25 protein-coding genes and 10 tRNA genes are annotated in these 26,029 nt (G+C 46.3%); 27 read left to right on the top strand and 8 right to left on the bottom strand.

Annotated elements, in window-relative coordinates; all coding sequences use genetic code 11:
* The first annotated feature begins 128 nt into the window (after window positions 1–128).
* The 11 genes from ACFQZT_RS19320 (at window position 129) to ACFQZT_RS19270 (ending at window position 1,583) form a co-directional block, all read left to right on the top strand.
* Window positions 129–204 (top strand) — tRNA-Val (locus ACFQZT_RS19320).
* A gap of 10 nt (window positions 205–214) precedes the next feature.
* Window positions 215–290, top strand: a tRNA-Val gene (locus ACFQZT_RS19315).
* A gap of 8 nt (window positions 291–298) precedes the next feature.
* A tRNA-Asp gene (locus tag ACFQZT_RS19310) sits at window positions 299–375 on the top strand.
* 12 nt (window positions 376–387) lie between these two features.
* Window positions 388–461 (top strand) — tRNA-Trp (locus tag ACFQZT_RS19305).
* A 21-nt stretch (window positions 462–482) separates the two neighbouring features.
* Window positions 483–558: transfer RNA gene (locus ACFQZT_RS19300), tRNA-Lys, on the top strand.
* 19 nt (window positions 559–577) lie between these two features.
* A tRNA-Leu gene (locus ACFQZT_RS19295) sits at window positions 578–657 on the top strand.
* A 12-nt stretch (window positions 658–669) separates the two neighbouring features.
* Window positions 670–744, top strand: a tRNA-Gly gene (locus ACFQZT_RS19290).
* 8 nt (window positions 745–752) lie between these two features.
* Window positions 753–829, top strand: a tRNA-Arg gene (locus tag ACFQZT_RS19285).
* 18 nt (window positions 830–847) lie between these two features.
* Window positions 848–921: transfer RNA gene (locus tag ACFQZT_RS19280), tRNA-Pro, on the top strand.
* A 5-nt stretch (window positions 922–926) separates the two neighbouring features.
* Window positions 927–997: transfer RNA gene (locus ACFQZT_RS19275), tRNA-Gly, on the top strand.
* A gap of 370 nt (window positions 998–1,367) precedes the next feature.
* Window positions 1,368–1,583: an ATP-grasp domain-containing protein gene (locus ACFQZT_RS19270; protein ID WP_379302472.1), complete on the top strand. Its 216-nt coding sequence runs from the start codon at window positions 1,368–1,370 to the stop codon at window positions 1,581–1,583.
* 332 nt (window positions 1,584–1,915) lie between these two features.
* Here ACFQZT_RS19270 and ACFQZT_RS19265 read toward each other — a convergent pair whose 3' ends face one another.
* Together ACFQZT_RS19265 and ACFQZT_RS19260 are read right to left on the bottom strand one after the other, a co-directional pair.
* Window positions 1,916–2,782 (bottom strand): S-layer homology domain-containing protein, encoded by an 867-nt coding sequence (locus ACFQZT_RS19265; RefSeq protein WP_379302471.1) that lies wholly within the window; start codon window positions 2,780–2,782, stop codon window positions 1,916–1,918.
* A 100-nt stretch (window positions 2,783–2,882) separates the two neighbouring features.
* Window positions 2,883–3,521, bottom strand: a complete 639-nt coding sequence (locus ACFQZT_RS19260; protein WP_379302470.1) for a TetR/AcrR family transcriptional regulator — start codon at window positions 3,519–3,521, stop codon at window positions 2,883–2,885.
* Between the two features lie 182 nt (window positions 3,522–3,703).
* On the opposite strand from ACFQZT_RS19260, the gene ACFQZT_RS19255 reads away from it, so the two are divergent.
* The 6 genes from ACFQZT_RS19255 (at window position 3,704) to ACFQZT_RS19230 (ending at window position 8,959) form a co-directional block, all read left to right on the top strand.
* Window positions 3,704–4,462 (top strand): SDR family oxidoreductase, encoded by a 759-nt coding sequence (locus ACFQZT_RS19255; protein WP_379302469.1) that lies wholly within the window; start codon window positions 3,704–3,706, stop codon window positions 4,460–4,462.
* Between the two features lie 164 nt (window positions 4,463–4,626).
* A complete protein-coding gene (locus ACFQZT_RS19250) occupies window positions 4,627–5,247 on the top strand; it encodes an alcohol dehydrogenase catalytic domain-containing protein (protein ID WP_379302468.1) in 621 nt (206 codons plus the stop codon).
* Complete coding sequence (locus tag ACFQZT_RS19245) at window positions 5,174–5,605, top strand: zinc-binding dehydrogenase (RefSeq protein WP_379302467.1); 432 nt, start codon at window positions 5,174–5,176, stop codon at window positions 5,603–5,605. Before ACFQZT_RS19250 ends, ACFQZT_RS19245 begins: the two co-directional genes overlap by 74 nt.
* 50 nt (window positions 5,606–5,655) lie before the next feature.
* Window positions 5,656–6,525, top strand: a complete 870-nt coding sequence (locus ACFQZT_RS19240) for an SDR family NAD(P)-dependent oxidoreductase (protein WP_379302466.1) — start codon at window positions 5,656–5,658, stop codon at window positions 6,523–6,525.
* Between the two features lie 560 nt (window positions 6,526–7,085).
* Complete coding sequence (locus ACFQZT_RS19235) at window positions 7,086–8,114, top strand: helix-turn-helix transcriptional regulator (protein WP_379302465.1); 1,029 nt, start codon at window positions 7,086–7,088, stop codon at window positions 8,112–8,114.
* 50 nt (window positions 8,115–8,164) lie between these two features.
* The gene (locus ACFQZT_RS19230) at window positions 8,165–8,959 is read left to right on the top strand and encodes an SDR family NAD(P)-dependent oxidoreductase (RefSeq protein ID WP_379302464.1); all 795 of its coding nucleotides are present in this window, start codon (window positions 8,165–8,167) and stop codon (window positions 8,957–8,959) included.
* Window positions 8,960–9,034: 75 nt separating this feature from the next.
* On the opposite strand, the gene ACFQZT_RS19225 is transcribed toward ACFQZT_RS19230, so the two are convergent.
* Window positions 9,035–9,451: a hypothetical protein gene (locus tag ACFQZT_RS19225; protein ID WP_379302463.1), complete on the bottom strand. Its 417-nt coding sequence runs from the start codon at window positions 9,449–9,451 to the stop codon at window positions 9,035–9,037.
* Window positions 9,452–9,511: 60 nt separating this feature from the next.
* Entirely contained in the window at window positions 9,512–9,778 is a 267-nt protein-coding gene (locus tag ACFQZT_RS19220; protein WP_379302462.1) for a hypothetical protein, read from the bottom strand.
* A gap of 1,303 nt (window positions 9,779–11,081) precedes the next feature.
* Between ACFQZT_RS19220 and cysD the strand changes: the two genes are divergently transcribed.
* The 4 genes from cysD to ACFQZT_RS19200 all read left to right on the top strand — a co-directional run bounded on the left by cysD (window position 11,082) and on the right by ACFQZT_RS19200 (window position 14,683).
* Window positions 11,082–12,005: a sulfate adenylyltransferase subunit CysD gene (cysD, locus tag ACFQZT_RS19215; protein ID WP_460872127.1), complete on the top strand. Its 924-nt coding sequence runs from the start codon at window positions 11,082–11,084 to the stop codon at window positions 12,003–12,005.
* Entirely contained in the window at window positions 11,893–13,743 is a 1,851-nt protein-coding gene (locus ACFQZT_RS19210; protein WP_379302461.1) for a GTP-binding protein, read from the top strand. The genes cysD and ACFQZT_RS19210 overlap by 113 nt, the downstream gene beginning before the upstream one ends.
* A gap of 239 nt (window positions 13,744–13,982) precedes the next feature.
* Complete coding sequence (locus tag ACFQZT_RS19205; RefSeq protein ID WP_379302460.1) at window positions 13,983–14,252, top strand: hypothetical protein; 270 nt, start codon at window positions 13,983–13,985, stop codon at window positions 14,250–14,252.
* Between the two features lie 290 nt (window positions 14,253–14,542).
* Window positions 14,543–14,683, top strand: coding sequence for a hypothetical protein (locus ACFQZT_RS19200; protein WP_379302459.1), 141 nt, complete (start codon window positions 14,543–14,545; stop codon window positions 14,681–14,683).
* Here ACFQZT_RS19200 and ACFQZT_RS19195 read toward each other — a convergent pair.
* Genes ACFQZT_RS19195 through ACFQZT_RS19185 form a run of 3 tightly spaced genes read right to left on the bottom strand, consistent with a single transcriptional unit; the run spans window position 14,674 to window position 17,053 of the window.
* Window positions 14,674–15,615, bottom strand: a complete 942-nt coding sequence (locus ACFQZT_RS19195) for an aldo/keto reductase (RefSeq protein ID WP_379302458.1) — start codon at window positions 15,613–15,615, stop codon at window positions 14,674–14,676. The genes ACFQZT_RS19200 and ACFQZT_RS19195 overlap by 10 nt on opposite strands.
* A 30-nt stretch (window positions 15,616–15,645) precedes the next feature.
* The gene (locus tag ACFQZT_RS19190) at window positions 15,646–16,053 is read right to left on the bottom strand and encodes a VOC family protein (protein WP_379302457.1); all 408 of its coding nucleotides are present in this window, start codon (window positions 16,051–16,053) and stop codon (window positions 15,646–15,648) included.
* A 22-nt stretch (window positions 16,054–16,075) separates the two neighbouring features.
* Complete coding sequence (locus ACFQZT_RS19185; protein WP_379302456.1) at window positions 16,076–17,053, bottom strand: aldo/keto reductase; 978 nt, start codon at window positions 17,051–17,053, stop codon at window positions 16,076–16,078.
* 246 nt (window positions 17,054–17,299) lie between these two features.
* Here ACFQZT_RS19185 and ACFQZT_RS19180 point away from each other — a divergent pair, with 246 nt between their 5' ends.
* From ACFQZT_RS19180 to ACFQZT_RS19155, 6 genes are all read left to right on the top strand, one after another.
* Window positions 17,300–17,611, top strand: a complete 312-nt coding sequence (locus ACFQZT_RS19180; protein ID WP_379302455.1) for a DUF1806 family protein — start codon at window positions 17,300–17,302, stop codon at window positions 17,609–17,611.
* Entirely contained in the window at window positions 17,608–18,318 is a 711-nt protein-coding gene (locus tag ACFQZT_RS19175; RefSeq protein ID WP_379302454.1) for a PIG-L family deacetylase, read from the top strand. The genes ACFQZT_RS19180 and ACFQZT_RS19175 overlap by 4 nt, the downstream gene beginning before the upstream one ends.
* A 216-nt stretch (window positions 18,319–18,534) precedes the next feature.
* Window positions 18,535–18,954, top strand: coding sequence for a hypothetical protein (locus tag ACFQZT_RS19170; protein ID WP_379302453.1), 420 nt, complete (start codon window positions 18,535–18,537; stop codon window positions 18,952–18,954).
* Window positions 18,955–18,970: 16 nt separating this feature from the next.
* Window positions 18,971–23,848, top strand: a complete 4,878-nt coding sequence (locus tag ACFQZT_RS19165) for a DUF4132 domain-containing protein (RefSeq protein ID WP_379302452.1) — start codon at window positions 18,971–18,973, stop codon at window positions 23,846–23,848.
* Between the two features lie 143 nt (window positions 23,849–23,991).
* Entirely contained in the window at window positions 23,992–24,711 is a 720-nt protein-coding gene (locus tag ACFQZT_RS19160; protein WP_379302451.1) for a tetratricopeptide repeat protein, read from the top strand.
* Between the two features lie 107 nt (window positions 24,712–24,818).
* Window positions 24,819–25,169, top strand: coding sequence for a DUF805 domain-containing protein (locus ACFQZT_RS19155; protein WP_379302450.1), 351 nt, complete (start codon window positions 24,819–24,821; stop codon window positions 25,167–25,169).
* 117 nt (window positions 25,170–25,286) lie between these two features.
* Here the strand turns inward: ACFQZT_RS19155 and ACFQZT_RS19150 are convergent, their stop codons facing one another.
* Window positions 25,287–25,754: a hypothetical protein gene (locus ACFQZT_RS19150; RefSeq protein WP_379302449.1), complete on the bottom strand. Its 468-nt coding sequence runs from the start codon at window positions 25,752–25,754 to the stop codon at window positions 25,287–25,289.
* Window positions 25,755–26,029 lie beyond the last annotated feature (275 nt).

Raw genomic sequence — 26,029 nt, 5'->3', positions numbered from 1 at the left:
CAAGGGGTTAAGACACCTCCCTTTCACGGAGGTAACAGGGGTTCGAATCCCCTACGGGTCATAAGTCCCCACAAAGTGGAATAAAGATTCCAAATACTTTGCGGGGAGCCCCAAAAGGCAGTATTCATGAACGCTTAGCTCAGCTGGGAGAGCATTACCTTGACAGGGTAAGGGTCGGCGGTTCGATCCCGTCAGCGTTCACCATTATANTCATGAACGCTTAGCTCAGCTGGGAGAGCATTACCTTGACAGGGTAAGGGTCGGCGGTTCGATCCCGTCAGCGTTCACCATTATATGTGGAGCCGTGGTGTAGAGGCCTAACATGCCTGCCTGTCACGCAGGAGACCGCGGGTTCGAATCCCGTCGGCTCCGCCAGTTTTCATTCTTAGGGGCATAGTTTAAAGGTAGAACAAAGGTCTCCAAAACCTTTGGTGTGGGTTCGATTCCTGCTGCCCCTGCCATTATACAGAAATTATTTATAAGAGCCATTAGCTCAGTTGGTAGAGCACCTGACTTTTAATCAGGGTGTCGTAGGTTCGAGTCCTACATGGCTCACCATTTGCCTGATTTACAGTGTGCGCGTATGGCGGAATTGGCAGACGCACTAGACTTAGGATCTAGCGGGAGACCGTGGGGGTTCAAGTCCCTCTACGCGCATCACCATAACTTGCGGAAGTGGCTCAGGGGTAGAGCATCGCCTTGCCAAGGCGAGGGTCGCGGGTTCGAATCCCGTCTTCCGCTCCATATTTTATGTGCCCATAGCTCAGCCGGATAGAGCGTTTGACTACGAATCAAAAGGTCGGGAGTTCGAATCTCTCTGGGCACGCCATTTTAAAATGAATATTATCGGGACGTAGCTCAGCTTGGTAGAGCACCTGCTTTGGGAGCAGGGGGTCGCATGTTCAAATCGTGTCGTCCCGATAGACGCGGATGTAGTTCAATGGTAGAACTCCAGCCTTCCAAGCTGGTAGCGTGGGTTCGATTCCCATCATCCGCTTTTAATTTAATGATTTAGCTGTTAACAGAAAAGAACCATTGACAATAACTCGTCTGAGTGTCAATGGTTCTTTTCTGTTAACAAGGGCAGTTGCCTTGGATTTGTTTTAGGAGCAATGTCATATTCATGCTTTTGATCAAGCCAAACCGTTGGTTTTCCATTGTTGGCTATGTTGATGATGTAAGAACAGTATTTGCACAATATGATATACTCCCGCCTGAAATTGATTATCCCGAAGAATTAATAAGCTACTTGGGACGAAAAGTCTGGAAGTCCTAACTAAGTTTAATAGCGAACGATCCTGAGAATGTAGTCGAGGACAAAAAAATTACCGGAGTTGTAATTAGAGACACTAAAGATTTAATGGGCTATGGTGTATATGGTGAAGATCCAGACATCTTATGTTCTGGATATCCGTCGGTACAAAGGAAATTGGAGAGTACACTTTGATTATAAAGTTGTTGAAAATGCTGTATCACAATTCAAATTTGCTCCTCATGGTTACGCTATTGATTTTGGACTAACTGATAAGGGAGAAATGTTATTAATAAAAGTCAATGACTGGTACGCATTAGGGAACTATTGATTATTTTCTTATGCAAAGTTACTATCTGCACGATGGGCTGAGTTAACCATAATGTAATTTTTGATCAAGCAGTTGGATCACCATTATAGACAATACTTGCGCTCAGCTGCCACTATATTACCGATAATGCATGTATTTAACGCTTCGACGCTTTCAAAACTCTCATCATTTCATTGATTTGCTGTTTATCGCGAAGAGGCTGCACAAATTTCATTTATAGGGCCCCCACAATCATCATAGCTTTAGCGCCTCTAACTTCCGCTTTACCGTATTCCGTCGTATAGGGGTAAGCTTTCAACAACAAAAGGAGCTGCCGCGGCAGCTCTATCGCATTATTTTGAGGTTATTTGCGTCAACAATCGAACAATGGCCACTGCAGCTTGTGCTCTAGAGGAATAGAGTGTTGGATCGAAACGGTTCCCTTCGTATCCGTTTAGTAGTCCTAAATCGGTTGCTGTTTGAACGTACGCCCGTGCCCAGTTGGAGATCGTTTCTGCGTCCGAATAAGGGGCAGCTTGACTAGGTGCAACTTCCGAAAGGTCCTTCTGCTTAACAAATAAATAGGCTTCTACCATCATAACCGCCATTTGCTCTCTGGTGATATTGGCTTCAGGGGCAAATTCATGCTCGCTGATACCCGATACCAAGTTAGCCTCATAGACGGCATTGACGGCTTCTACATACCATGAATTCTCTGTAACATCCTTAAAGCTTGTACTTTTTCCGCTACTTTTAAGTTGTAACGCTTTTGTAAGTATAGAGGCAAATTGGGCTCTGGTAAGGTTAGCATCTGGATAAAAGGAATTATTCTCCATTCCATCGATAATGTGTTGGCTAGCGAGCTTCTCAATCTCTTTTTGTGCCCAATGGGCTTCAATATCGGTGAAGGTAGAAGTCCCTTCTGAGCCACGCTCTTTTTTCTCGAGGACAGCATACTTGGAGAAGTGCGGTAAGGAAGCTGTAATCGTGCCATTATCATTCAGTGTTCCTCCGACAATTTTCCAAGTTCCTGAAGGCTCGTCAAGTACATAAACGGCTAAGTTCTTAGGATTGCCAACTTGATTCTCATCATATTTGAAGGTAACTTCAATTGGATGGTTAAATGCGGTAATCGACTTTCCTCCTGCCGCGATCTCAAAATTATAGATCGGGGAAACACCGTTAAGGTTAGTATCCGACTGTCCAACCTCATATTTCACATGGCCTTAGTCGCCAAAAGTACTCAATGTGCTTTTTATCGTATGATGCCTGTTTTCTACGTTTAAGTCGACTTCGTCGTGATATGCACAGGCGATTCACTCATGAAATGGCTTGCAAAATATTAACGATCTTCGTTTCCATTTCGGAGTCGTCTATCATTTTCAGATATTCAGGTTTTAGTAACTGATACTGCTTCATGTTGTAGAAATCCATAATCGCTTGTTTCAAGGTGATATCATACTGAATCGAAAATGATGGCTCGATAAAGCGTCGCAGCACAACGTCATCTTGAACCATAAACAACACGGCATTCAATCTGTTGAAAATCTGTTGCTCCATTCCTGATTCAAAAAAAGTTTGTAAGCTTTTATTCCGATTTTGTAGGGCAACAGACAGTTTCTCAAAATGGCGCGGATAAAATTCCTTCAGATCTTGCAAGAACAAGTCAGAGATAAACGTGACACACATCAAGGTTTGTAAAAATGTTAATTGAAAACGATCCAAAAAAGAGACGGAATCATCTTTGACAACGGTATCAGCCTTCATCGAGTAATCAATATAATAATTCACAACTTGTTCGATGATATCGTCTTTGGAAGGAAAATGCTTATAAAGTGTCGCTTTGCTGATATCCATATATTTTGCAAGATCGTCGACTTTCAGTTGGCTGAATCTTGTTCTTCTTATAATGGGTTTTATTTTTTCCACATATGTATCTACACTCACGGCTTTTCTCACGGATACGTGCCTCCCTTTGATGCCTATCAAGCTCATTATAACAAATTTGCTGGCTTTTATGTATTAAAATTAATAACTATACTATATTATATCATTTAGTTTACTTATTATACTTATTACTGTATAATCGTTCCTGTACCTAATCATCCGATTGCGGATTATATAAAGGGAGGACGGTTCAAATGGAACAATTCAGTAAGGGCAAATTCTCCGGCAAGAAAGTCGTGATCACGGGAGGCAGCAGTGGTATCGGCCTCGCGACAGCGAAGTTGCTAGTGGATGAAGGAGCACACGTTCTGATTACCGGACGTACCCAGGCTACACTCGACTCGGCTCGTGAAAAACTCGGCAACAACGCGGTCACAGTGCTAAGCGACGCCGCGTCACTGACGGATATCGACGAGTTGGCCGACAGGGTCGGGGCCGAGTTCGGCACGATCGATGCCCTGTTCGTTAACGCCGGCATCACGCGCTATGCCCCCTTCGAGTCAATGTCCGAAGAAGTGTACGACGAGTTACTTACAATCAACGCCAAAGGTCCGTATTTCACCGTACAAAAACTCGCACCGTTGCTGAGCGAAGGAAGCGGCGTGGTGCTCACCACCTCTGTCGTGAACGTGTTGGGGATCCCGATGATCAGTGCGTACGCGGCCAGTAAAGCAGCGCTGCGCTCCATGACCCGCAGTCTGGCCCGCGAGCTGTTACCGCGGAAGATTCGCGTCAACGCGGTCAGCCCCGGCCCCATCGACACTGGCATCTTGGAGAGGTCGATGCCGAAGGAAGCTGCAGAACAGACCGCGGCGCAGACGAGACAGCAGATCCCAATGCTGCGTTTCGGCGATCCAGTCGAGGTCGCCAAAGCCGTAGCATTCCTGGCATTTGAAGCCACCTATACCACCGGCGCTGAGTTCCCTGTCGACGGAGGCGGCTCCCAGATCTGAGCACGCTCAGTTCGCAACTGGCTCAGGGCTTTTTTTTCATGACTATTAAAGCGCGGGCAGGAAGGTCATGAATTTTCATGTAACTCTCCTGCCTTTTCCTAGGAAGACGGTTTGAATTCACGAAGAACACTATTCCATCAGAGCAAAATGGAGGGAACATCGAGATGGAGAATTTAGATACTTCATTCAAAGACGTGAAGAATCAGGTATCCACCCCTGTTACCATGAGGACAATCCGGTTCCACGACTACGGCGAACCGACCGATGTCTTGCGCTTGGAGGAGGTGGTGATCCCAGAACCAGGTCCGGGACGCATTCGCGTGAGTGTACGAGCTTGTGGATTAAATCCGGTTGACTGGGGGATGTGCCGAGGACACTTTGCCGGTCAACTGCCCTTGCCTCGTGGGATTGGTCTGGACGTGTCAGGGATTGTAGACGCAATTGGAGAGGGTGTAACCGATGTCGCCATCGGTGATGCCGTTCTGGGTGCTGCCGATTTCATGGGTGGAACGAGCGCCGGTGCGTCCGACCGAGCGATTATGTACTACTGGTTCCGCATGCCGGTCGGACTCGACTTTGTACAGGCTGCAGCACTGCCAATGGCGGTCGAAACCGCCTACCGAGGCATCGATTCTCTCGGGGTGAGGTCGGGCCAGAGGCACAACGGTAGGCTTCGCCGCCGTTCAGATTGCCCTCATGCGCGGTGCTCGTGTGGTCGCAACCGCTGGTGCCACCTACGCCGACAAACTCCGTGCAATGGGAGCGATGGTGACCTCGTACGATGATGGAATGGTCGAGCGAGTGACCGAACTGGCGAAGCAGCCGGTTGACCTCGCCTTGGATACCGCACCAATCAGCGGCGCAATGAAAGATCTGATTTATATCGTCAATGGGCATCCCCAGCGCGTCCTAACCGTCAGCGATTTCGCTTCAGCTGCTGAATTTGGCGTTCGCGCCAGCTACGGAGAAATACATACCCTTCGTTATGACGTTGTCGGCGACTTTGCCCAGTACGCAGCAGACGGCAAGTTCACGATTCCGGTCGCCAAGACTTTCGCACTGGACGCATGGCGTTCAGCCGTCGAAATCAGTCAGAGTGGGCGTGCCCACGGCAAACTGATCCTCCTGCCCGCCTCCGACTGATGTATGTAAATAACCGGTGAATATTCTGAAATATAAAGGGAGGACATACATTGAATATGAATCAACGGGAACATATAGCAATGATTACAGGCGCAAATAGTGGGATCGGGTTGGCATTAACCCGGAAATTGCTTTCGGAGAGCTGGCAGGTGGTTGCTTTGAACCGGTCCAATTTTCCAGCGGAAGATAGGTTCATTCAAGATCACCTCAAGAACGGATGTCTTCGAACCTATAAAGTGGCGGATCTCACCGATTATGGCAGCTTGAGAAACTCTTTGGAAGAAATCAAAGGCAAGGAGCAGCGAATCGATATTTTGTTTAACAACGCCGGAGGCGGCTCTAGTGAGCTGAGCTATTCGAAACAAGGTCGCGAAAAGCATTATGAATTGTTGACGGTCGTTCCTTATATCATTCTGATAGAATTGAAGGAACTACTTAAAAACAGCCGCTTAAAAACGGTGATTAACACTTCATCACAGGTGCTTAGATTTACGAAGGAGTTTACGATCGAAAACCTAGAGCATCCCAAAACCTTCCGCAAAATGTTTGGCCCTTATGCGACTTCAAAGCTGGCACTCTCGCTGTGGACTCAAGCCGTGGCACCGCAACTTGCCAAGGAAGACATTAAGATCCGCAGCGTTGACCCGGGAATTAACAATACTCTAAGAAAAGGAAAAGATTCCGGACTGACCGTATGGTTTGAACTGTTTATGAAGCTTTTTTCATCTCCGCCAACCCATGGCGCCAACCTATTATATGAGGGAGCCCTTGGCAAACACTGCAATGAGACCGGCGTGTTTTTGTTGAAAGATCGGGTTACGGACTTGAAATTTACAGAGCATGCGCAGCATGTGCTGGAAAGAATCTCCGATATATATAGCCATGAATTTCTTGGCGGGAATGTTCGAGTTATTGGATGAGTTCCAGAAGATTGTTGCTTACGAGACCATCTTCTGAATTTCGTTCTCACAGTAGGCAGGAAGCGTCTCCCCAGTTGTTTTCATGGAATGCCGGAGCGCTTGGTGAGAAAGTTCTTTGGATCTCGCAAGTGCCGACAGCGAGGTTGTTCCATCAATGAAATGGTGCTATGTGACATAGTGATTCAAATACTTTGTAGTCACATCGCGGAAGAAATGGAAGAAGCCTTTGAATCGATCGTGATATGCGTTCACGTTTTGGTGTCATACGGGGGCAGTCATATTATGAGCTCAGTCAGTTTTTACTGGTTGAGCTTTTCGTTATGCGCCCAACATGCGCGCTATCGCTAGGGTTCAAGTCCCGAATGGCGAAGGTAGTAGTAGCTATTAGCTTAAGACAAGACCCTCTATGTCAATATAGAATGTATGTTCGTTTTTTAGCCGCCGCAAATTAATTAACGGGGTGGCCTCACCCCGCCCGGTTAGGTTATAATCAGAAGAATCAATGGTCCACGGGCTCCGTGGATTATGCAATTGGACTTTGTCCTTGGAGGTCGACAGCCATGAACGCTTCTTCCGCAGACCGAATCAAGATCTCGCCAGGTTTCTGGACTAGCCTGAGAGGAATAGGGGTAGAACCCATTGATGTAGTGCGCCAAGCACGTCTACCGCTAACCGTCATCACCGAACCATTAGTCACGACCGCACAATATTATTCGATCTGGCAAGCCTATTCCGAACTAGTCGGAGACATCGCTACGGGAATCGTTAAGCTTGCGACTGCGTACGAGACAGCTCAGTATCCGCCGGCTGCTTTGGCGACCTTTCACGCTCGCGACTACCGGGACGCGCTGAACCGAATGGCGCGCTATAAGCAAATGTGCCCTCCGGAAAACTTGAGGATTCAGGAAAAAGGAGAGCAATGCTCTATTGAATTGGAGTGGCAGCATGCCGAGCTACCCGGACCGCAGGTGCTTGTCGGCATTACGCTCGCTTACCTGCTTGAGTTAGGGCGCCGGGGAACCGGCCGTCATCTGAAGGCTCATTCCGTCGAATTCATAAACCCCATGGGCGACGTTCAAGCCCTTGAAAGTTATTTCGGTTGCCGCGTTCGGATGGGGACGGGACGCAATCGGCTAATACTGAATCGCAACGATCTGGATCGTCCCTTCACGTCGTACAACGAAGAACTTCTCGAGATTCTGACTCCTGCCTTGGATCGTACGCTGGAAGAACGACAGAACCAGCTCACCGTGAGCGCTAAGGTGCAGTGGATCTTGACCCGATGCCTAGTTCGAGGGCGAATAGACATTCAAACCGTAGCCTCCGAGTTGGGGATGAGCGAGCGCACCTTGCAGCGCAGGCTGACGGAAGAAGGCGCAAGCTTTAAGCAGTTGCTGGCGAAAACTAGGCGGGAGATGGCCGTTGCTTACTTGGCAGACCCTACGCTGGAGGTCAAAGAGGTCGCTTTTCTTGTCGGCTACGAGGACCAAAATTCGTTTTATCGCGCGTTCCGCTCATGGAAAGGGGAGACTCCCGCCAATTGGCGCGTCGCGCAAGAAAATTGGCGCTCCGTGCTAGTTACCGAGTAGGCGAAACGATGTATCATGATCCCTATCCTAGACATAAGGAGTGCAGGAAGATGGATATGGGATTGAAGAATAAGACAGCTTTAGTAACGGGATCAACTAGAGGCATAGGAAAAGCGATTGCCCTTGAACTTGCCAGGGAAGGCGTTCATGTTCTCATAAATGGTCGGAACAACGATGACGTAGAGCGCACGGTAGCTGAGATCCAAGCGGCATTCCCGGAAACGGAACCTCGAAATGCAACGGCCGATCTCGTCGATTCGCGGCAAAGAGAAGCTTTATTCGCGAATTTCCCCCACGTCGATATCCTCGTCAACAGCATGGGCATCTATGAGATCATGTCTTATGACGACGTAGACGATGCCGTATGGGAGAAGTACTTCCGCACGAACTTTCTCGCCGCCAACGACTTAACCAAGTTTTATTTGCCTTCCATGCTGAGTCGCGAATACGGACGTATTATCTTCATCGCGAGTGAGGAAGCCGTCATGCCTTCCGGACAGATGCCTCAATACGGTGTGACCAAATCCATGCTGTTGTCATTGTCCAAAAGCTTGTCCAAGTTGACCCGCGGAACCGAAGTTACAGTGAACACGATCCTGCCGGGACCAACCCTCTCCGAAAACGTGCAGCAGATCATCGAGAGCATTTATTCGAACGAAGAGATGACCTTCGAGGATAAAGAGAAAGACTTTATGACGAAGAACCTGCCTCAATCCGAAATTCAACGGTTTATCAGACCTGTGGAGATCGGCCGATTGACTGCTTTCATTTGCAGCCCGATGGCCTCCGCCTTCAAAGGATCCCCGATCCGCATAGATGGGGGAATGGTACCGACAATATTTTAATTTTTTGCTCTAACGGGAAACGTTAGTTTCATTAAAACATCACGAGGTTGCCGCGGAATAGATCGGGCAACCTCGTTAAACAATTGGACAGCATAGCTCAATATATGGTCGCATCAGTCGCTCGACGGCCTTAAATCCGGAAGCGAGCAGCAGGACCAAAAATCCCATGGCGACGCCCCACAAAACGAAGGCGTTCGAGCCGACCGTGTTCAGTCCGTCGAAGTACATCACTTCCCGCAGCCCTCCTGCAGCGAACCGTAGTGGCGTCCACGAATAGATCCAATCTCGCGTCGTCTGTGTCAAGAACTCCGGAGCCATGTTCAGAAGCGGCACGGAGAAGAACATCAGCAGTACGAGAAGCGGCATAGCCGGGAATCCGATCCAATTCAGCAAGGAAGATTGCAACAAGAAGAACGCCGATCCGGCCAACCATAAGAACAACCAAGTCTCCCCCGCATTCGCCAGTTCCATGCCGTACCACGACGAAGCCATCCATATGGTGAAGCCCGACGTTATGCCGACATTGCAAATCCCCCAATAGCTTGCAGCGCGCTAACCTGTCCATCTCCCTGAACCCGCGGCGACCGCCTTCTGGCTAACTAGGAACAAGACTACTCCGGACACCAGGCTGCCGATCCACATGATCTGGGTCAACAAACCCGGCGCATTCCCCGACGCATTATTCCCCCCCAGTGGATGCATGACTTCCTCCTGAACGTTCACCGGTGTCATTAAAGCTTTAACCGTTTCAACCGGAATTTGCTCCGTTTGCTGTCCGACCTGCCCAAGCAGCTGTTGCAACAGTTCCCCGCTGATCATTTACATCGCTTGCCCCATTGCCTGTCTTACGACTATCGAGGCTTAGGTGTTCATACCCTCGTTGGAGATGAGCTTCATATTGATCAGGCTGGAGTAAGAGTGCTTTCTAGAAGTCAAATAATCGAAAACTTTAGCTGAAATACTTATTGACGCAATCGATCAACGGTTTACCAACTACGCCCAACGTTTAGAAGACGCTGACTCGAGTGCTCTCAGAGATGGTGAAGATAGTCCAATATGTGATGATCCATGCAATAATTATGGTTATATAACCATAAGCTTATACGACTATATATTTCCGGTAGGGAGATGTGCCACCTGTGGTACTCAATATAATTTACGCAAATGTTCAATTTGCAATAAGAATAGTATTATTGAAAATGGAGTTTTATTATAAAATCGCATTGGAGGGATAGCCATGATCCCCCAAAAAATCGATTCTCAAACGGTAAGTGCAATTAAGTTAATGCTTCAAAACTAAATATAAATAATGCTCGTGTTCTCATTGACCTTGAAAAGCACACGGTTGAAGCAGCAGAGGATGATTATTCTATTGATGATCTTCTTGAAGCAGCAGGTACGTTATCCCTGAAAGAGGCAAAGAATTACTCGATGAAGTGAAAAGATCGCGCGAGGAATGGGATTCATGAGTAGCGGTTACTTACTTGACACGAACATTGCGATTGCAATTCTTGTTAATGAGGAACCTGTATACGGGCGGAAAAGCTATTTACTTCAAAAAGATGTATAGAGGTAACTTTTGAAATTGCCAAGCTAGCTGGAACTATTCGTAGAGATCAAAAAGGTAAGGGACGAAAGCTAAAACTCCAGATGCTATCATAATAGCCACTGCTCTAATAAATGAATTAACTCTAATTTCAAGAGATTCTGACATGAATTTTGTTCATAACGAACTCGCGTTTCCTTTAATAAAAATCTAGATTCTATATAATAATTAAGCTACCGCCTTTCACACTCTGATGTGAATGGGCGGTTTTCTTGTTCTAGTCTATATTCTTCATATGATAAACTAATCTTACAAACGTTCGTCTACCGGAGGAAATAAGAACTATTTTTCCAATGTGAAGAATCCTCTGTTCAGGCGTAACGAAGTGAACTTTAATGTCACCCAGTGATTATTGTGGAAGAAAGTGACGCTTTCAGAAAAAGTACGACACAATTCGACGAAAATAATAAAAATATAGAGATTTTCACTTTCTTCCACTTTGCATAAAAGCCAGAATCTGATAGGATATAAAGAAATACGATAGACTTAGTGCGAATTAAAAGGAGGCACCTTTCCATGCAAAAACCGATGCTTGATTCCACATATGAAATGACGCATCTGGATCAACTCGAGGCTGAAGCGATTTATATTATACGAGAAGTAGCGGCGGAATGTGAAAATCCCGTGATGCTGTATTCGATCGGGAAGGATAGCTCGGTGATGCTGCATTTGGCGCTGAAGGCTTTTTATCCTGAGAAGCCGCCGTTTCCTTTCATGCATATCGATACAACGTGGAAGTTCAAAGAGATGATCGAATTCCGCGATCGCAAAGCGAAAGAGTTCGGGATCGAAATGATTGTTCACTCGAATGAAGAAGGTGTCCAACAAGGGATTAACCCATTTGACCATGGTGCCGCGTATACGGATATTATGAAAACCCAAGCATTGAAACAAGGATTGGACAAATACGGATTTACGGCTGCGTTCGGCGGTGGAAGACGTGACGAGGAGAAGTCGCGTGCGAAAGAGCGGATTTTTTCATTCCGGAACAAGAATCATGCGTGGGATCCGAAAAATCAACGGCCGGAAATGTGGAAGCTTTTCAATACAAGAATTAATAAAGGCGAAAGCATTCGCGTCTTCCCAATATCCAATTGGACAGAGAAAGATATCTGGCAATACATTCGTAGAGAAAACATTGACATTGTGCCTCTCTATTTTGCACAGGAAAGACCCGTCATCGAACGCGATGGACATCTCATCATGGTGGATGATGACCGCTTGAAGCTCGAACCTCATGAGAAAATTGAAATGAAGAAGATGCGGTTTCGCACATTAGGCTGCTATCCTCTTACTGGCGGTGCCGAGTCGGAGGCGGATACGCTAGATGCCATTATCGAAGAAACGCTTGGTGCGGTTTCATCCGAACGGACAACTCGGGTTATTGACCAAGAAGCGGCTGGAAGTATGGAAAGACGTAAACGGGAGGGCTATTTCTAAAATGAAAAGTCTGCTTAAATTTATTACTTGCGGAAGTGTAGACGACGGAAAATCCACCTTAATTGGGCATATGCTTTATGATGCAAAGCTTTTATTCGCCGACCAAGAAAAAGCATTAGAGCTGGATAGCAGACTCGGCAGTCGCGGCGGAAAAATTGACTATTCCTTGCTTCTTGATGGATTGCTGGCCGAGCGTGAACAAGGGATAACGATTGATGTGGCGTATCGGTATTTTACGACGGATCACCGTTCATTCATTGTAGCGGACACGCCGGGACACGAAGAATATACACGTAACATGGCAGTAGGCGCATCCTTTGCGGATCTGGCTGTCATTCTTGTGGACGCAACCAAAGGGGTCATTACCCAAACCAAACGCCATACCCGGATTTGCGCACTCATGGGCATTAAACATCTTGTATTAGCTGTGAACAAAATGGATTTAGTTCATTTTGAACAAAAGATATTTGATGAGATAAAAGAAGATTTCTCCCGAACGGCCGCTGAATTTCATTTTCAAAGCATACAGGTGATCCCTGTTTCTGCCACAGAAGGGGATAACATTACCAAAAAGTCACAACATACACCTTGGTATGCGGGTCTTCCATTGTTGTCGTATTTAGAAAATGTGGATGTTCATGAGACCGACGATACGAAGCATTTTATGATGCCAATTCAGCGTGTATGCCGACCGGACCATACGTTTCGCGGTTTCCAAGGCCAGATTGAGGCAGGCAGCATCGCGGTTGGCGATGAGTTGACGACTCTACCTAGTCATGAGAAAGCGAAAGTCAAACGTATCTTAGTGACAGATCAAGATAGGGACATAGCCTATGCTGGACAACCTGTAACCATTCAATTGGACCGTGAAGTCGACGTTTCGCGGGGCTGTGTATTTACGAAAGACAATCAAATCCAAGAGGCTGATAGCTTCGCCGCCACGATTCTTTGGATGGATGACTCCGTACTGACTCCAGGTAAAAATTATTTGGTCAAAGTAGGAACGAAAGTCCTGCCCGGTACCGTGACGACAATTACGCATAAAATCGATATTAATACTGGAAAGACGGTTCCAACAGATCATATTGTCAAAAATGAAGTGGCAAAATGTGAATTTTCTTTATCGGACAACATCGTTATTGATTCTTTTGAACAAAATAAAAGCATTGGCGGATTTATTCTGATCGATCGTGTAACCAATATGACATCCGCTTGCGGAGTGATTGACCAAACCCTTCAAAGCTCCGACAGTTCTGTACGGCTAGATACGGAAATCACCAGAGATGTTCGTGCCCAGCAAAAAGGCCAGAATCCATTAACCCTCTGGTTCACCGGTACGGTTCCGGATAAAACAACCCTTGCGAAGGAAGTCGAAAAACGTTTGGTATCGACAGGCCACCATACCATGTTACTGGGGAATGGCCAGGGAGAATCGTTGCAGCGACTAGCAGAAGTTGCAAAATTGATGAACGATGCTGGACTTATTGCATTGGTATCGAATGATTCACCGAACGTAAACGACCGAGAAGCCGCGCGAGACATCATTGGCAAAGAATATATTGAGGTTTATGTAAACGGACTTGCAGGCAGCTCGAGCACAAATGATACACCTGGGAACCCGGAAATCGAAATCGATACAAGCAAGTTTTCAATCGAAGAAGCTGCAAATTATGTAGTGAAACGAATTATCAAATATTTAATCAATGAGAGTAGTCGTGGACAATTCCTTAATTTCTAATGCTTAAACAAAACGACGCAACGAAATAGTCTTTGAAAAATAGTATCCCTACATCATCATGAATAGTGATGTAGGGATATTTTTCTTGTGTCTGCGGCGGATAATGGACTCCAAGTATGATCTATCTGAAACTCATTTCGGCATAACATGAACTCATAGCTTAAGATACCGGCAGTGTTTATGTGGTGTTCATCTTATGGTAAGATGATGATATATAAATACGGATTGGCGGTGAAAACATGGAGGAAATCCGAACAACGGAAGATTTGATGGAGCAGATTGCAAATATGAACAAAGAAAACTCAGTATGCCAGATTTTTATTCCCGGCAAAGGGAGATTTGCTATCGTTTTGCAGGAGGAAGATCAAAACTCCATCGCTGCAGAGGTTCGTGCCAATCCACAGCTTAAACAATTAATGGATGAAAGCCTGAAAGCTTATCATGAAGGTAAAGCCATCTCTACATCGGACTTTTTGAAATCCTTGTCTCCAAGGGACTTTAGAAAATGAACTCTAAACAAGTGATTTGGCCAAATCCTGTTGCCGAAAAGCTAACAACCTTTAGAAGTGATCGTTTTACGCCTGAGGAGTCATATGATTTTATTGTAAGATTGATAATGGAAACGGAAGACCTGTTGCTAAATCCGGTGCTAGGCCGCACGTATGTTGAGGAGTTCGGAGAGTTTAAAGGTTTGCACGAACCGTTATTCGTAAGTGTAAGATTTATTATACGATTATTGGGGCAGACATCGTGATTACAGCTGTGATGTTTCCTGGTGAATCATGATGGAGACTTGAGAATGGTCTTGGCAGATGATTTCGGTGTGAAACAAGCAGCCCATTACATGAACGGGCTTAATTATATAACAAAGGCTCTGTATTCCGTTGGACGGATTTATACAGAGCCTTTTGTCATGAAATCAGCCCACGCTTATGCGTGAACCATTTGCAGCGCATCTTCAATCCGCTTGAGATCCTCTGGAGCAAGCTTCACTTCTGCTGCACCTAAGTTTGCCTTTACTTGATCAGCCGTCTTAGCGCCGACTAATGCGACGCTTAAGCCTGGCTGCGCCAAGACCCATGCGATAGCGATATGGCCTGGTGTTGTGTTCTTTTTCGCGGCAAGGGCTTTTAGCTCATCCACGAACTGGAGGTTGCGCTGAAACGCATCACCTTGGAAGAGTGCATTTTTGGCACGGAAGTCGCCTTCAGGGAACGTTGTATCGGGCGTCATTTTACCGGAGAGAAGTCCATGACCAAGCGGTCCGTAGGCAAGCACGCCTACATGATTGTCAGCACAGTAAGGCAAGATCTCTTCTTCTATGTCCCTGCGAAGCAGGTGGTAAGGAGGCTGCAGCGTGTGCAGCGGCGCTATCTGTCTAAAGTCCTCCATTTGTTTCACATCAAAGTTGGAGACGCCGATTGCTCTTATTTTGCCTGCTTGATAAAGATCGTGCATGGCTCTCGCTGATTGCTCGATATCAGTCTCAAGATCCGGCCAATGAATCTGATAGACATCAATATAATCGGTTTGTAAACGATTCAGACTTAAGTCCACTTCCCGCATAATCGAATCATAGGTGCTGTTCCGACTGACCGTACCTGCTTCATCCCATACGAGACCGCATTTCGTCGCGATTAGAACGTCTTTCCGCCGGGAACCAAGTGCTTTAGCTAACAGGATTTCGGAGTGCCCCTTACCATAAACCGGAGCTGTATCGAATAAATTGATGCCTCCTTCGAGCGCCGCTTGAATGGCCTCAATCGATTCCTGGTCTTGAACAGGTCCCCAAGCGTCCCCGCCAATAGCCCAGCAGCCAAATCCGATTACGGTCGCTTCCAAGCCAGATTGACCTAGTTGTCTTTTTTCCATGGTTTAGTCCTCCAATTAAGCCGTTTAAATTTAGCAGTTCATTTGGGGAGATGCCGGATTCATTTGCATGAATTCAATTCGGTTGCCGTCGGGATCTTTCACCCAGCATTGGAAATTTAAGTCTTTACCCTGTGTGGGTTCTACATCCAAAGTTACACCATGGGCTTTCAAATGTTCAGCAACCGTATGTATGTCCTCAACCTCTAGACATAGATGGTTGTAACCAATCGGTTTATTCACGGGCTCTGGTGTGTTTTCCCCGCCATAAAAAAGTTCGATAAATTGGCCGTTCCCAATTTTAATATAAATGATCCATGGATTTTCTTGGTCGTCCAGTATATCGAACGCTTTATGGAAACCAAGAATATCACAGTAAAAATGGAGCGATGCTTCCATATCACGTACTGTCAGCGCAATATGGCCGATTTGTTTGATCATTTGTACGCCTCCTTATCAAGGTTTACCAGGCATAAGCTTCCGGAGCCGGCTTTCCGGGTCCAGGGAAAATCTCATCCAGCTTTTTCAACGTATCTTCACTTAGTGTGACTTCGGGCACACGTAGCGAATCTTGAAGCTGCTCGATCGTTCTCGGTCCGATAATTGGCGAGGTGACGGCCGAATGAGACAATACCCAGGCCAAGGCGACTACGTCTTCTTTTTCACCGATTTCGTTGCAAAGCTTTGAAAATTGCTCCAACTGGCTCCGATGCTTCTCAATCCGTTCGGTGGAACGCGCACTCCGGGCACCTGTACCTGCCAAGGTGTTGCGGCCAAGCAAGCCTCCTGCAAGAGGGCTCCATGGAATGACGCCAAGACCGAGCTTTTCTGCTGCGGGAAGTACTTCGAGCTCCGGCAATCTGGCAAGCAAATTGTACATGTGCTGCTCTGAGACTAAGCCTAGGAAATGGCGGGCTTTGGCCTCAGCTTGGGCACATGCAATATGCCATCCTGCGAAGTTGCTGGAGCCGATATAGTCAACGGTGCCTTGGTTCACAAAGGATTCAAATACTCCCCACAACTCATCCCAAGTTACGTTGCGGTCAATATGATGCATTTGGTACAGTTCGATATGGTCCGTCTGCAGTCTGTTTAGTGAAGCTTCCAAATGACGCCTGATTTTATATGCGGATAATCCTCGTTCTGCGTTCGGTCCATCATTCGAATCATTCATGTCACCATAGACCTTAGTCGCTAGAATGACTTTCTCTCTGCGGCCTCCGCCTTGTTTGAACCAGCGCCCGATGATTTCTTCCGTCCATCCTCTTTTTTCTACTCCGCCATAGACGTTAGCTGTATCGAAAAAATTGATTCCCGCGTCTAGTGCGGTATCCATAATTCTAAAAGCTTCTTTTTCCTCGGTTTCCGGCCCGAAATTCATCGTTCCTAAACATAATTGACTGACCTTTAATCCGGATTTTCCTAAATATGAATACTTCATGTTTCATCCTCCCACATTCCTCTTGATATTAGTAGAGACTAAATTCTTTGAAGGTTTGTACGTGATGATATTTTTTATTCTATAGAAGTTCCTGTGTTATTAAAAGTAGTGAAATCCTTTTCAGTATATGAGCTGAACGTAACCTGCTATAGTTAAAGTTACTAACTAAAGAGGTTAAATGATGATTTTTTGTGATACGATAATGAAGCAAATTAAATCTTTTCAGAAAAGAGAGAGCCAATCGCGATGATCAAAATAAACAGGTCGAAAGTAGAAGCCGAGCTTCAGGCCTTCGTCGGGACTGATGCTTATATTCACAGCGAAGCAACTTCATTTGTCTTCGTTCGCAATTTTAAGGTCAAGGTTACCCATGTCTTTATAGCGGGGGAAGGCCCTTTTCGTGCCGCTCTCCGATTCGATGGGCATGGCTGGCTGCGAATGGAGGCGCTGACGCATTATGAGGTAGATGGGAACGGGCGTCTTTTGCTGGCCGGGTATGATGACAGAGGTCGGATGAATGTTGCGCTTCACTTGGGAAAGGAGCCGTTTCCAGAATGAACAATAACGATAGAGCTCCAGTGAAAAAGCTTCTCGCGGTGTTTGCCCATCCTGACGACGAGTCGTTTATTTGTGGAGGTACCCTTGCCAAATACGCCAGCGAGGGGGTCGACATTACACTGGTAAGCGCCACGCGGGGTGAAATGGGACGACGCATGGGAAACCCACCATATCTCAACCGGGAGTCGATGGCTGCTGCCCGTGAAATGGAACTACGGCAAGCCTGTGAGAGTCTGGGGATCCGGCAGCTCCTATTTTTGGATATCCGCGACAAGACGGTTGAGTTTACCGATGAGGATAGCCTGACGGCAAGGATTGCGGCTCTCATCCGCGAAGTGGATCCTGATGTCGTGCTTACGTTTCACGAAAAGCTGGGTGGACACCCGGATCATTGTGCAATTGGAAAAGCGACGACGGCCGCTTTTGGGCGAACAGGACATCGAGGCGCTTTATATTTCATTACGTTCGGTGAGGCGATGGAGCGTCCGGAGCGGTACGGGTATTCCCGCAAGGATGTCATCAAAATCGACGTTCATGATCATCTTGAAGCAAAGCTCGCCGCATTTCGGGCCCACCGCTGCCAGACCGAAATCGACGAATGGGTTTGGCTGCCCGACCATGATGCGCTCGCGAAATTCGGCAGGTACGAATACTTTTTGAGTGCGGATAGGGAGGCCCCGGCGCGGGTTCTCCATGATTTATTTTAGTGAACTCGAAAGTAGACCCACAGCTTAAATGATGCTGTGGGTCTTTTTTTTGTAAGGCGTAGGGATGCTCTCGAGATAGAAAAACTCACTTAGGTGGACTGAGGGTATGTTATGATGGGGGAAGTGGTATATTTACCCATTTTACCGACCGATTCGCATCTAAATGTAGTTTTTTATAGACTATATTGCCAGATCTCAGGCAGAAACGGAGTTGCAATGAGAATTTATTTTACGGTAAAAAGTGTCGGTAAGAGAAAGCCTTTCTTGATGAAGGAGGAATATATCCTCTCATCCGTACCACCTACGCTCAGGGAGTTAATTACCGAAATCGTCGCGTATCATGTACGAAAATACAATGAACGGTCCGAGGAGAGCCAACTCCTATCCTTTTTAACTGAAGAAGAAATTAACGCCAGAGGGATCGAAGGAAAAGTGGGTTTCGGCTCAAAGTATGATGACCGGCAGGCGAACGAAGAAGAATCCATTCAAAGTGCCCTATTAGCCTTTGAGGATGGATTGTATCGGGTGTTTATACGCGAAGAGGAAGTCTCGGATCTAAGTACCAGGATTGGCATTCAGGATGGGGATGACATCACATTTATTAAGTTTACGATGTTAGCCGGCCGACTTTGGTAATGGAGGGGGAACCGACGTGCTATTTTTCAACCGAAAAAATGAAGCTACGAAGAAGCTGGAACAGATGTTATTTGAGAACATGGATAAGGCGCCTCGAGAAAGACGTTTAACCTATCAAGAGATCGGTGCACTCCTCGACGAAATTCATGCGCAAGGTAAGGGGGATTCCTACTTTGCCCCTTTCATTTCCATCATCAAGCAAAAGGCTGGTGACTACCCGGCCGAGATCATGCGGTATTTAATCACGCATATAACCGAATATCCCTACAGCGTAGGGTATGTACGCCGGCCATTTCGGACCAAGAACCCGCGTGTTCATGTAGAAAGTATGGTTCGTAAGCTGTTCGCGCTCTACGATATCTCCAGGACCGACTTTTCGCTTATTGAGTACCTTACGACACCGGTCAACCTAGCTGACAGCTCGATGGTTTGCTTTTTGCTTGCCTATGAACTAGATCAAAACAATCGGAAAGTGTTTGATGCACTTAAGGAGATTTTGTTCGGGGATAACAACACAGCCCTTTTGAATCGGGCTATGATTCGAGGCATCTTCTTCAGCCATCAAGCGGAGGCTCACCAAATGCTTGGCCAGATGCTGATCGCTGCGCGGCTGCAGGAGGGCTTGCGCCAAAGTATCGTTGAATCTATGGATGAAGGTACGATTGAAGCCTTTACCTATTTACTTAAGGTCATCATCGATCATGATTTCATCCGATACAGCTCCGTCATTCGCGCACTGGATGTATGGACCGGTCTTGCACTGGAGGCTGCTAATACCAGAGTTGTCAAGCAATGCATCGAGTACGCTCACACCTGTTTGAGCAATGAGGGGCTGTGTCAGGAGTGGGCGGAAAGCAATGACGTTCATAAGCTGTACCTTTCCTTATGGGCTACGGCCGTCAGGGAAGAGGACCGTCTCATAGACCCGCTCAAGCACATTATGGACCACGGGGCCACGTACCAAAAAATCGCTGCTCAATATTTCCTGACACAAAGTCAGAATAACGAGCTCCGTTTTTCCCTTTCCGTTCCATATATTGCTCAATCCGATCCGGAACTGCAGTCGCTTATCATTACCAACTACGTGTATAAATGGTCAAGGATATGGAGAGCTCATCCGGATTATGAAGCCGTAAAGAACAAGCCGGTCGTTGAACGAGTCCCCATGCTGGAAAGGAAAGAGGAGCGAGTTCGACAATTCGGGCTATTTAAAACCATGCTTGTCCAAATGCCGAAGCTGGAAGTGGTGGAAAAGTCGAAAGTCTTTGACTGGATGACGTATTCCCACACGACGGACGCGATTGCCAATAAAATGCTTTATCTCACGGCTTATGATCTGGACTCTGATTTGATCGCTGAGGTTATTGCTCTTAAGGAGCGGGTCAGTCCTGACCTCCGCAACGCTTTGATCCGGGCCTTTACGAGCGATTTATTCAATCCGGAACAGCGACAGTTTCTTTTCGATTCCTTATCCGATAAAAGCGTTACCAATCGTGAAGCTGCATTGACGCGCATTAATGAAATGACACTTACCCCACAGGATGCAGAAATGGTTCAACGTCTATTGAAACTTAAGACAGGTGCGCTGCGGCAAAGCGCCATTATGATTCTGCTTAAGCAGGACATGGAGCAATTGGATCATTCCATTGAAACGCTTCTTGAGAGCCCGGTGGAGCTGCAGCGTTTAGGCGCCTTGGAGATGCTCTGTCTGCTGAAGGAAGATGAGATGCGGACTGCCCAGTTTGAGCGAGTAAAACATCACATTGCGTCTATTAATGAGCCTTCGGATAAAGAACGTCTCTTGGTTGATCGCCTCAAACAGAAGGAGCAGAAGGGGGCCCATAACGGATACGGTTTATTCGATCCGAATAAGAGTCTGGAGCTTCACAAGCTCCCCGATTATCCCGATGTTCGCGTTAAAGACTACTTCGAGATGCCTATGGCAAAGATCAAAGAGTTCCTTCGAGGCTTATCGGATTTGGTCCATACGCATCGGGATTATGAATATACAACCGAAAGGTATACCGGCAGTAAGGAGAACTATCTGCTTGGAGCTCGACTTGAACGATTGAAGGGGTACCACAAGCAGGAGCGTGAACAAACACATTTGGAAGGTTATCCGCTAGCTGAAATATGGGAGAGTTACTTGCGGGAGCGTGGTTGTACGCCTCAAGAGCTCAGTCAGATCATTTTTTATTTCGTTTCAGAGTCACTCTACAAGTACGATACAGATAAGCTTACAAGCTGGGAGGCGAATCGGTATAAATCTTTAGGCGACTGGGGAAAGAAATTGCTATCGGAGCTGTATCCGATGAAAACGATCCATGCCTTTTATGAATTTATTCCGGGCCTGCCGTATCTCCAGCAAGTTCGGCAAATCGTATTTGCCTACTTCCATGATAGCGACATAAAAGAGCGGTTCGCCATGTCCAGCAAAATCTTAAATAAGATCATCGGTGTTTTGCAGAAAATGGGGCTGGAGGAAAACTCGAAAGCGTGGTCTGTCCTTTCATCACCATGGAGTTCCTGGTCTGGTGACACCGCTTACGACGATCGTTCATTCCTTGCGCATTTTGCGATGAAGCTGAATCTCGATATGCTTACTCATTATGAGGACTTTCATCCGGAGCTAAGCGAGTTTGTGCGAGCGAGGGATCTGGATCTCATTGACGACGATGAGCTTTATAGAGAGCTGATGACCCGTCAACGGAGCAAACGGCATATAATCTCGATCACTGGGAAAAGGGTGGACTTCGTTAAGCAGTATCCGACGATGCAGCGGTTTAAAGAGAACGTCCTGTCCGTCATTCTGGAACTCGAACTGAATCGTGGGGATTTACCTACGGATGTATCGGACCTCGCCATGGGTATCACCTATTATGAGGGGTTGGAGTATTTCATTGCGATTTTATCTGGCCTCGACCAGGAAGCGTTTGTTCGTGGATATATTTACGGTAATCGTAGCAAGAAGGAGGCACTCAGCCATCTTCTTCGCGTCTGTCATCCGAAAGAAAGTGACGATGTTCAGAAACTCAAGGAAATGTTGAAGGGGAAAAACATCTCCGAAAAGCGGCTGCTTGAAGCAGCGATGTATGCCCCGCAATGGATCGAGCTCATTTCCGAGCATTTGAAATGGAATGGACTGCGAAGTGCCGCATGGTATTTCCACGCCCATGTCAATGATAGCTTCACAGCAGAGAAAGAAACGATAGTGGCCCATTATTCGCCGATCTCGCCTGCGGAATTTAATGATGGGGCATTCGATATCCGTTGGTTCATGGACGCTTATCAGGAATTGGGCGAGAAACGATTCAACGTGCTGTACCAGTGCGCCAAATACATTTCCGCAGGAGCCAATCACCGCAGGTCGCAGCTCTTCGCGGATGCCGTTCTCGGTAAACTGGAACTCAGTGAAATCAGAGCTTCCGTGGAGGCCAAGCGGAATAAAGACCATTTGCTCAGCTATAGCCTAATTCCGATCGGCGAGGATCGCGACCGGGATGTTCTCGAAAGATATGAATATATTCAACAATTCCTCAAAGAGAGCAAGAAATTCGGGGCGCAGCGCAGTGCCAGTGAAGCAAAAGCTGCGGCTATCGCGCTCGATAATTTGTCCCGAAATGCCGGATACCAAGATGTGATACGGCTCAAATGGGATATGGAAGCGCGGAAAATTGAAGAGATCCATCATCTGCTCGAGCCGATGGCGATTGATGATATTGAAGTGAAGATCGTCATCGATGAGACCGGCCGGGCCGATATCGAGGTAGCCAAGCAAGGCAAGACGCTGAAATCTCTGCCGTCGAAGTACAACAAGCATCCCTATATTGTTTCCTTGAAAGAAACCGTCACAAGTTTGAGGGATCAATATAAGCGGGCGAGAAACGAATTCGAAAAGTGCATGGAATCGGAAAGCACCTTCACCTATACGGAGCTTTCGAATCTGATGAAAAATCCAACGATCGCTCCCATTCTTCGTACACTCATCTTTAAAGCGGGGGACCGGCTCGGGTTCTATGAAAACGGTCATTTGGTTAGCGCGTCCGGCGAATCTTATCCATTGGTCAATGAGGATGTCCTTTTCATTAGCCACCCTCTCCACCTTTATCAAAGTGGCGAGTGGAGCCAGTACCAGAAGGTCCTATTCGATCGGCAGCTGAAGCAGCCGTTCAAGCAAGTATTTAGAGAGCTGTATCTGCCCAATAAAGATGAGCTGGAGAGCGGTTCGGTTTCGAGACGATACGCCGGTCACCAGATTCAGCCGAAGCGAGCTGCCGCTCTGCTGAAAACCCGGCTTTGGACCGTCAGCTATGAAGAGGGACTGCAGAAGGTATACCATAAGGAGAATATCATTGCACAGGTGTATGCATTGGCGGACTGGTTCTCACCTTCGGATATTGAGGCGCCTACACTTGAGATCGTATCGTTTATGGATCGGAAAACGTATAAGCCGCTTGAACTCGGCAGCATTCCCGGCATTATCTTCTCAGAAATTATGCGGGACGTGGATCTGGTCGTGAGTACGGCACACGCAGGCGGGGTCGATCCGGAAGCGAGCCTAACTACGATCGAACTTCGGAAGGCGATCGTCAATGAATCCTTGAGACTCATGAAGATCTCCAACGTTCGGCTGGAAGGGAACTTCGCCCGAATTGGAGGAATTCTTGGGGAATATGGTGTTCACCTTGGAAGCGGGACTGTTCAGAAGCAGGCGGCTGGTACCTTGTACATCTTGCCGGTTCACTCCCAACATCGCGGCAAATTATTTCTCCCGTTTATGGATGAAGACCCAAAAACATCGGAGATTTTGTCCAAAATCGTGATGCTCGCGCAAGATACGAAGATCAAAGATCCGCATATTTTGGAACAGCTTAAAGGGGTGCAACACGTTTGAAAAATGGCGGAGCGGGTTTATCGCAGAACCGCTCCGCTTCTTTCAAAACTTCAGGTTGACAATATATGGGAGTAATATTAATATTACGATAACTAATCGGTCATGGAACTTTGGGTTCATGACCTTTTTTTTATGGAAGCCTAATGGAACAAACGAAACGGCAGCTATCGGTTGAAGAAACTTTTCAAATGGCTGAAATCATCGAGGAGCTGAACTCTCCTGAAGAAGCGCTCCCACTTTATCAAGATGCAGTTATGCGGGAGCCGTCCATGGCAACTGCCCATTATGCGATTGGACGAATTATGGCCGAGCAGAATCGTAGAGAAGCGGTTGAGCATCTGGAGTACTGCATGAACCTCGATTCGGCATCGGTCCCTTATGCCTGCCGCATACTTTTCCTCTTTTACATGAAAAACGATAACAAGGTTCGAGCGAATCAAACGGTTGAAAGAGCCATCGCCTCAATGGAACTGTTAAATCAACAACATCAGGAAACTACAACAATTAGTTCAAAGGACGTTCTTGTCCCAGAACAGCCAAGTGAAGCGGCTATCGCAGCATTAAAAGAACAACTTGAAAATCATGCAGCAATCGAAAGAGCACACATACTTAGAAAGAAAACAACATATACGTTAGATAAAAAAATATATCTGGTCATTGTGGAATTCTCCATCAATCACACTCAACAAAAGCAGCACATTCTTGAGAAAATTGCGAGTGCAGCCCCAAATTCCGACGAATATCTGCTATTAGAGCTTGATGAATTACCACATCTAAGGTCAAACATTAAGAAACATAAACTGTTGCCGCTGTATGAAAGAAAATCAGTTCTTAAAGGAGAGAAGGCCCCGGTGACTGTATAGTAGAGGTAGGCAAAATGTAATTTCGTGTCGAATTTATCAAATCTTAATAGATAATTTGTGAAAAATTGTTCACAATCTAATTGTTTAATCATGAAGGAGGGCTAAAAATGGAATGGTATTTAAAGGTGTTAAAAAATTACGTAGGCTTTTCAGGAAGAGCGCGACGTAAGGAATATTGGATGTTTACACTATTCAGTTTCATCGCCTCTATTATTCTTACGATTCTGGACAAAGTAACGGGACTGAATAACGTTTTAACCGGTCTCTATTCTTTAGCAGTCCTATTGCCATCGCTAGCCGTTGCTTTCCGGAGACTTCATGATACGGGGAGAACCGCATGGTGGATTTTGATTGGCTTAATCCCGCTGATCGGCGCTATTATTCTTCTTGTATTTAATTGTCAAGATAGTCAGCCATATGAGAATAAATATGGTCCAAATCCTAAGCAATTCGAATAAGTAGGCGCGAACGTTTGTATACTGCTTAAGGTTTTGTTTAAAACCGGAATAATTTTAAGGCGTAACCAATCCAATATGGTTGCGCCTTTTATATTATTCTGCCATTTCTCTCCTTTGTCATCTGCGTTTGAAGTAAGACTTATAAAACTTGAAATTTCCATAATCAATCACGACAATCTCTCCATTAGCGTTTAACCTTAAGTTTTGATAATTTGGTTGCTCATGACTATTTACAACCTCATAAGGAATGATCCCATTTCCCCTAAACTTGGCTGTCAACTCAAATAGTTTTCGCTTGTAGTAATCCTTTGATTTATCCAAATTCGAAGGGTACTTCTTCATGATGATCCAGCTATATCCATTACCGTAATCTAGAATATTTGCAAGATGATTCTTTATTTTGGGTGGAGCGGTAGTAAAGGCGAATACTTCTCTTTTGTTGCTTATGATCCCGTATTTGGATTTGGCTACTTTCAATACATAGCCATTTCTCAGATCATAAACGATCCGTTTCGAGCCATAGCCGATTATTTTTGCTTCTCTTTTCATTTTATTAATATCTCTATGCCTATGCCTATGATTCATCCCCGCCTTGCCTCCCCTAATAAACAATAATAGATATGCTATTCTATTCAATTAAACTATCAATATTCTATGGTTATTTACATATTTTTGATATTTTGGGAGCCGGGCAACCCATTCATTACGACGCCGCCCGTGACGTGGATAAAAGGCTACCGTCTAATATCACAATTAAATGTGAACGGGCGGTTTTTCTTCTTCTAGTCTCTATTCTTCATATGATAAACTAATCTTAATAACGTTCGTATACCGAAGGGTATATGAAGGACCTGGAAAGA

Source organism: Paenibacillus sp. GCM10027628 (genome assembly GCF_042676385.1).
GTDB lineage: Bacteria > Bacillota > Bacilli > Paenibacillales > NBRC-103111 > Paenibacillus_E.
This window is presented reverse-complemented; position numbering and strand designations above follow the sequence as displayed.